The following is an 8,169-nucleotide window of genomic DNA, read 5'->3' as shown; positions in this document are numbered from 1 at the left end:
CCGCCATATCGGCTGGAATGCCTCGGGCAACCAGCTCGGCACCGTGATGCCGGGTTTCGCGCTGCCGCTTGCCGACCTGATCGAACGCATTGGCCTCGAGGACGCCCGTGAATTGTGGACACTATCGAACGAGGGGGCCGAGTTCGTCCGCGCCAACGCCACCGAGGAGAACATGCCGGGCATTGGCCTCCGCGACGGCGTGCTGGAGGTCTCCAACGTCGATGCCGGCGACCGGCTGATCAGCCGGTTGCAGATGCTCAATGAGGATTTCGATACCGAGGCCGAAGGCTGGCAGGTCGATCGCGTCCGCAACGTGCTCAATACAAATCGTTACTTCCACGGCGTCTACTATCCCAAAGGGTTCCAGCTCGACGGCCGCAAATATGTGCATGGCCTTGCGGCGCTGGCACGGCGGGCGGGTGCGCGCATCTTCGAGGATACGCCGGTCGTCAGCATCGATCATTCCGGCATCCGCAAGCGCATCGTCACGCCCTCGGCGCGGCTGCGTGCCACCCACATCGTGCTTGCCGGGAACGTCCATCTCGGCGCGCCCTTGAAGCGCCTGTGGGAGACGCTGCTGCCGGTCTGGCGCTATGCCGGCGTCACCGCGCCGCTCGGCGAACGCGTCCATGAGATCATCGCCTTCAAGGGATCGGTGATGGATTCCGACGGCGTCGACCATTTTCGGATCGTCGACGGCGACCGGCTGATGTGGGAGAGCCCGGAAACCACCTGGGCCGCGCGCCCGCAGCGTTTCGCCGGCGTCGTCAGGAGGCGGATCCGGACGATCTTCCCCGAGCTCGGCAATGTCGAAATCGCCGACATGTTCGGCGGCGCCACCGGCCAGACCGTGCACGGCATGCCGCAGATCGGCCAGTTGCGCAAAGGCCTGTGGGTGGCGAGCGGCTTTGGCCGTCAGGGCATGAACACGTCGGCCATGGCCGGGCAATTGATCGCGCGCAGCATTCTGTGGGGCGACGAGCGCTGGCGGCTGTTCTCGCCGTTCGAACTGGTGTGGGCAGGAGGCGCCACCGGGCGGGTTGCAGGCCAGCTGGTCGGGATCTGGAGCAGGGCGAGTTCCGCCGCGGCAGGCTCGCTGGCCCGCTATCGCGAGCGGGCGCGGGTCAAGGAGCGCGATCGGGAGGCGCGGCTCGCCGAGGCCAACCGGGCCGCCGGTACCGGTCCGCGCCGTCCGTCCCCCGACCGTCCGCGGCCAGCGTGGCCTGTCGCGCCGCCGGAACGGGCTCCGGTAGCGGCCGGAGCAGGGGAAGAGGAACCCGTTTCGCAATAAGTTGAGAAAAATCTCCGCCTGACAGTGTAACGTCGGCCGTTAGAGCCCGTATCTCAGGGCGTGGACTCCCCGCGCACGGAGAATTAGATGTTTGACCGCCGCATCCTGTTGACGACTGTCGCCGGCCTGTTCGGACTTTCGGCCTTCCGTTGGCTGACAGGATCGCCTGCCGAGGCGGGCGAGAAGGCCGCGGAAAAGTTCGAGATCGAGAAGACGGAGGCCGAGTGGCGCGCCCAGCTCACGCCGCAGCAATACGAGATCCTGCGCAACCACGGCACCGAGCGGCCCGGCTCCAGCCCGCTGCTCAAGGAGCACCGCAAGGGCGTCTTCGCCTGCGCCGGCTGTGACCTGCCGCTGTTCTCTTCTGACACCAAGTTCGAGAGCGGTACGGGATGGCCGAGCTTCTACCAGCCGATCGAGGGCAATGTCGGCAAGACCGAGGATCGGACCTACGGCATGGTCCGCACCGAGGTGCATTGCCGCCGCTGCGGGGGTCATCTCGGCCACGTCTTCGACGATGGTCCGAAGCCGACGGGACTGCGCTATTGCATCGACGGTTTCGGGCTGGTGTTCCACCCGGCTGCGGCATCGGCGACGTAGGTTTGATCTCGGCAATTGTTGCCGGCCCGGCAATTGTGCCCCGGTCATCCGACCGGGGCCTGTTTATTTAAACCATTGATTTCCTGAGAATACCCGCACTGGCATAGCCCTTGCGAAGTCTCCTCCGATTGCGGCCATGGGTCGGCGGCCGCCGGGATCGGATTTGGAGACAAAGTTATGGGTATCTTCGATGCAATGAACACCTCGGTGGGTGGCCTGCAGGCGCAGTCCTACGCGCTTCAGAACATTTCCGGCAACATCGCGAACTCATCCACCACCGGTTACAAGGGCATCGGGACCAGCTTCGAGGATCTCATCCCCGACTCCTCCGTGCCGAGCAAGCAGGTCGCCGGCGGCGTCACCGCGCATGCGCAGGCGACCATCACCACGCAGGGCACGATCTCGGCCTCCACCGTCGCCACCAACATGGCGATCACCGGCGACGGTTTCTTTTCGGTCCAGAAGGCCACGAGTGTCGTCGACAACGTGCCGGTGTACGGCGGTGTCACCTATTACACCCGCCGCGGCGACTTCCAGGTCAACGCCAACGGCAACCTCGTCAATGGCGCCGGTTACTATCTGATGGGCGTCACAGTCGACCCGAAGACCGGCAACCCGCAAGGCAGCGTGGCGACGGTGCTGAAGTTCGCGAACAACTTCATCCCGGCTCAGGCGACGACCTCGATTCAGTACGCGGCGAACCTGCCGACCCAGCCCAATACAGTGGCGAGCACGACCGCGTCGAGCGGCACGCTGCTGGCGGCTGGCGGTCTCAACCCGTCGGACTTCTCAGCCAACCCGCTGCCGGTTGGTACGCCGCCCGCGCCGTATGCCAACGCGAAGGTTTCCGGCGCGGCCGCAACCGGCAACATCCGCTCAGCCTACTCGTCGACGACAGGGACGGGCACGGTTGGGCTCCAGAACAACTCCTCGGCGGTGGCCTCCACCTCCACGTCCCTCGATAACTCCGTGGGCACGCATCTCGCGTCCAGCATCCTCACCGCGCTCAGCGGTCAGACGCTGACGATCAACGGCAACACGATCACTTTCAACAACGGCACGACCGTCTCGACGACCGGCAGCAACACCACGATCGGCCTCGGCGCGGGCACGACGGCCACGGTGTCCGACATCCTAAACGCGATCCAGACCGCTGGCGGCGCCGGCGTCACGGCATCGCTGAGCGCCACCGGCAACATCCAGATATCGACCGGTACCGGCACTGACGTGGCGATCGGCAGCGGCACGGCAGCCACCGCGCTCGGCATCAGCAGCGTGACGCGCGGCGGCAACGTGCTTTCTACTCCCGCGATCACGGGTGCGACGTTGCTGAGTGGCACCGCGACTGCCGGCGGTGCGGAAGTGCTCTCATCGGGCTTCACGGCAGGCCCCCCTGCCGATACCATCACGGTGAACGGCCAGACGCTGACTTTTGTGGCTTCGGGTGCATCCGGCCCGAACCAGATCAACGTCACCGACAACATCACGACCCTGCTCGGCAAGATCGACGCTCTCGCCGGCGCTTCAGGCTCCTCGATCAGCAGCTCCGGCGTGATCACGCTGAATACCGGCACCGCTTCCAACCTGTCGGTGTCGAGCTCCAACAGCGCGGCCTTTGCGGCGCTCGGCTTCACGTCGACTATCACCAAGAATCGCGACGGCGGCGGCACCGCCGGCACCGGAACGGTGATCGGCAACGACGTCGCTACCTTCACCAAGGAATCTATCAGCGGTGGCGCGGTGACCGCGTACAATGCCGCCGGCACGCCGGTGAACCTGCAACTGCGCTGGGCCAAGACCGACAGCGCGTCGCTGGGCGCGGGTCATTCCGACACCTGGAACCTGTTCTACCAGACCGACCCCGATGCGACCGGCACGTCGCCCGCCTGGGTGAACACGGGGCAGGCCTTCACCTTTGCCGCCGACGGGTCGCTAACTTCGCCGAGCGGCTCGGGCATCACAATCAACAACGTCACCGTCAGCGGCCAGTCGCTCGGCTCGGTCGCCTTCAACATCTCCTCGGGCGGGCTAACGCAATATGCGAGCACGAGTGGGGCGGTGACCATCAACACCATCACGCAGAACGGCTACGCCGCCGGTCAGCTCCGTTCGGTCGCAGTCAGCAACAACGGCCTCGTGGTCGGAACCTTCTCCAACGGCCAGAACCTCGACCTCGCACAGGTGCAGCTGTCGCATTTCAACGGCACCAATTACCTGAAGGCGCTCGATGGCGGCGCTTACGCGGCGACGGATCAGTCAGGACCTGCGATCGACGGCGCTTCGGGCACCATCAGCGGCTCGTCGCTGGAAGGATCCAACACCGACATCGCCGATGAATTCACCAAGCTGATCGTGACCCAGCAGGCCTATTCGGCCAACACCAAGGTCATCACGACGGCGAATTCGATGGTGCAGGACCTCTTGAACGTGTTGCGCTGATCGGTCCACCGGCGCGTAACGTAACCAAAGGCGGCAAGTCATGGGTTTGAGTTCAGCCCTCGCCAGCGCGATGAGCGGTCTGCGTGCCAACCAGGCCGCGCTCTCGATCGTCTCCTCGAACGTCGCAAACTCGCAGACGCCGGGCTACGTCGCCCAGACGCCGAACCAGATCGAGGTCACCACCGGCGGTTTCGGCTCGACGGCGATGACGACCGGCGTCAGCCGGGAGATCGACAGTTACGTGCTGAACCAGCTGCGCACCGAGACCGGCGGCAGCGGCTATGCAGACCAGATGGCCAACATCCTGAAGCAGCTTCAGAATGTCTATGGCACGCCCGGCAATAACGGCACGCTTGAAACCGCGCTGAACAATTTCACTTCCGCGCTGCAGGCGCTGTCGACGAGCGCGGGCTCGTCGTCGGCTCAGACGGTCGCCCTCGGTGCGGCGCAGGCGCTGGCGCAGCAGCTCAACGTCACCACCAAGGGTATCCAGTCACTGCGGTCCAACGTCGAGCAGGATCTCGGCACCTCGGCGCAGCAGGCGAACGCGGCGATGCAGCAGATCGCCGACATCAACACCAAGCTCCAGGGTTTGTCGTCGAACGATCCGTCCGCCGCGACGCTGATGGATCAGCGCGACCAGGCGATCAACACGCTGTCGAAATATGTCGACGTCCGCGTCGTCACCGACGGTTCGAACCAGGCCAACGTCTTCACCAGCACCGGCATCCAGCTCGTCGGCGCGGGGCTTGCCTCGCAATTCTCTTTTGCGTCGGCCGGCGCACTCTCGGCGACCTCGCTCTACAACAGCGATCCGGCCAAGTCCGGCGTCGGCGCGTTCAACATCAAGCTGCCGAATGGCTCCTCGGTCGACGTCGTCGCCAACAACGTCGTCTCCTCCGGCCAGATCGCGGCCGACCTCAGGCTGCGCGACCAGACGCTGGTGCAGGCGCAGAACCAGATCGATCAGCTCGCCGCGACGATGGCGAGCGCGCTGTCCGACAAGACCACGGCCGGCAGCGCCGTCTCCGGCCCGCCAGCAGGCTTCGACGTCGACCTCGCGGGCGCGCAGCCCGGCAACACCATCAACATCACCTATACCGACACGACGACCAACACCCAGCGTCAGATCACGCTGGTCAACGTGACCGATCCGGCGGCGCTGCCGCTCCGGAACGCCGCCAATGCCAACCCGATGCAGGTCGGCGTCAACTTCTCCGGTGGCATGGGCGCGATCGCCTCCGCGCTCAACACCGCTCTGGGCGGCACGCATCTGACGTTCTCCGCCGCGCCGTCGCCGGCCACCGCCACGACGCTACGGATTACGGATGACGGCTCGGGACTCACCAAGGTCAATTCGTCGTCCAGCACCAAGACGATCTCGTCGCTGACCTCGGGTAATCCGCAACTGCCGCTGTTCACCGATGGCGGCACGACGCTTTACACCGGCGCGATCACCGCATCCGGCTCGCAGATGACCGGCCTTGCCGGGCGCATCGCCGTGAACACGTCTCTGGTCGCCGATCCGACCCGGCTCTCGGTCTACAGCACCTCGCCGGTAACGCCCGCGGGCGACACGACGCGCTCGGACTATCTCTACTCCCAGCTCACCACGGCGGTGTTCTCCTATTCGCCGCAGACCGGCCTCGGCTCGTCGAGCCAGCCCTTCAGCGGCAACGTCTCGAACTATCTCCAGCAGTTCCTCAGCGTGCAGAGCAACGCGGCGACGCAGGCGACTCAGCTCCAGCAGGGCCAGAGCGTCGTGGTGTCGACGCTCCAGGCCAAGTTCAACTCGACCTCCAGCGTCAACCTGGACTCGGAGATGTCGAACCTGATCCAGCTCCAGAATGCCTATGCCGCCAACGCTCACGTCATGTCGGTGGTGCAGAGCATGATGAACACCTTGCTCCAGGCTCAAGTGTAACCAGTACAGGGCTCTGAAAGATGTCGATCAGCAGCATCAACTACTCCTCGTCGGTCCTCGGCGCTCAGATCCGCAACATCAATCAGCAGCTCACCGAGCTGTCGACGCAGCTCTCGACCGGCAAGCTGTCGCAGAACTATTCTGGCATGGGCACCAACGAGGGCTTCGCGATCGCCTCGCGTGCGCAGCTTGCCAACATCGGCGCCTATACGGACACGATCACCAACGTCAACGTCAGCATCAACCTCGCCAACACCGCGCTTCAGTCGCTGACGACGATCCGCAACACCGTGCAGACAGGCTCCGCCAGCACGGCGCAGGATCTCAACGTCAATGGGCAGACCGTCGCGCAGAACACTGCTGCGGCCCAGTTCGCCTCGATGGTTGGCGTGCTCAACACGCAGTCGGGCAACCGCTATCTGTTTTCCGGGACCGCATTCAACACGCAGTCGGTTGCCAATGCAGACGACATCATCAACGGCACCACCACGCAGGCCGGCTTAAAGACCGTCATGGCGGAGCGCCAGGCGGCCGACCTCGGGGCCAACGGCATGGGGCGGCTGGTGCAGACGCAGCCGACGCCGAGCTCGGTCAAGGTGTCCGAGGACGTCGCCGGATCGCCCTTCGGGCTGAAGATCGCAGCGGTTTCCTCGACCTTGACGGGTGCAACGCTTACCGGTCCGAGCGGCTCGCCGGTGTCGTTCTCCGTCGATCTCAACGGCACCAATCCGAGCAACGGCGACAAGCTGAGTGTTCAGTTCACCCTGCCGGACGGCTCGACCGAGCAGATCGACGTGACTGCGTCCACGGCGACGCCGACGCCGGCCGGCAGCTTTGCGATCGATGCGACCAACCCGACCAATACCGCCTCGAACCTCAATGCGGCGCTGAACACCGCAATCCAGAAGCTCGCCAACACCTCGCTGGTGGCGGCTTCGGCCGTTACGGCGGGCGACAATTTCTTCAACACGGCGGGCTCGGCGATCGGAACCGCGGCGGCCTACAACCAGGCCGCGACACCTGCTCCGGCGACCGGAGCGACGGCGCTGTCCGGCACCAATCCCTCGGACTCGATTTCTCCGGGCTTCGCCGCCGGCGACACCATCACCGTCAATGGGACCACGCTCACCTTCGTCAATTCGGGCGCGACCGGCAACCAGCTCAACGTCACCGACAGCATCCAGACCCTGATGAGCAAGATCGACTCGATCACGGGGACCTCGAAGCCGTCGACAATCCACGGCGGCGTGATCACCATCAACACCGACGATGCGGCCAGTCTGAGTATCACGAGCTCGAACACGGGCGCGCTTGGTGCGCTCGGTTTCAGCTCGTCGCCGGTCACCGCCACGCGGCCGCCACTGCGTGTCGGCTCTTCGCCCGCGAGCTCGGCCACGACGCTCGTGAATGGCTCCGCCAATACCGTGAAATGGTACCAGGGCAATGACGGGCCCGGCTCGGCGCGCTCCACCGCAGTGGCGCGGGTCGACGATTCCATCACCGTGCAGTATGGCGCGCAGGCCGACGAGGACGCGATCCGCCGGCAGCTGCAGGCGATCGCGGTGTTCGGCACGTTCTCGACCTCGCCGACCGGGCAGTATTCAGGCGGGCAGGTCGCGGCGCTGAGCCTGCGTACGACTCAGGCGCTGACGCCGCAGCCCGGAGCGCAGCGCGTCGAGGACATCCAGACCGACATCGCGATGGCCCAGAACACGATGAAGGATGCGACCACGCGTCAGACCCAGGCCAAGGCGCAGCTGCAGAGCATCATCGACCAGGCGGAGTCGGCTTCGCCGGACCAGGTCGCAAGCGAGATCCTGGCGCTCCAGAACGCGCTCCAGGCCTCCTATCAGACCACCGCGAACCTCGCGCAGCTCTCTCTCGTCAAGTTCCTCTAAGGGGGCGTTAAGGCGCC

5 protein-coding genes are annotated in these 8,169 nt (G+C 65.2%); all 5 read left to right on the top strand.

Annotated features, from left to right (window positions below):
* Positions 1-1,291: NAD(P)/FAD-dependent oxidoreductase (locus AYJ54_RS07520; protein ID WP_245328929.1), on the top strand; the 1,291-nt coding region annotated here is incomplete at its 5' end.
* 87 nt (positions 1,292-1,378) lie between these two features.
* The gene (gene msrB / locus AYJ54_RS07515; RefSeq protein ID WP_063697958.1) at positions 1,379-1,891 is read left to right on the top strand and encodes a peptide-methionine (R)-S-oxide reductase MsrB; all 513 of its coding nucleotides are present in this window, start codon (positions 1,379-1,381) and stop codon (positions 1,889-1,891) included.
* A 177-nt stretch (positions 1,892-2,068) separates the two neighbouring features.
* A complete protein-coding gene (locus tag AYJ54_RS07510; protein ID WP_063697957.1) occupies positions 2,069-4,330 on the top strand; it encodes a flagellar hook-basal body complex protein in 2,262 nt (753 codons plus the stop codon).
* Positions 4,331-4,370: 40 nt separating this feature from the next.
* Positions 4,371-6,254: a flagellar hook-associated protein FlgK gene (flgK, locus tag AYJ54_RS07505; protein ID WP_063697955.1), complete on the top strand. Its 1,884-nt coding sequence runs from the start codon at positions 4,371-4,373 to the stop codon at positions 6,252-6,254.
* Between the two features lie 20 nt (positions 6,255-6,274).
* Entirely contained in the window at positions 6,275-8,152 is a 1,878-nt protein-coding gene (locus AYJ54_RS07500; RefSeq protein ID WP_063697953.1) for a flagellar protein, read from the top strand.
* Positions 8,153-8,169: the final 17 nt, after the last annotated feature.

Source organism: Bradyrhizobium centrolobii (assembly GCF_001641635.1).
Taxonomy (GTDB): Bacteria; Pseudomonadota; Alphaproteobacteria; order Rhizobiales; family Xanthobacteraceae; genus Bradyrhizobium; species Bradyrhizobium centrolobii.
Note: the sequence above shows the minus strand (reverse complement) of the source record. Positions and strands in the feature narration are given on the sequence as shown.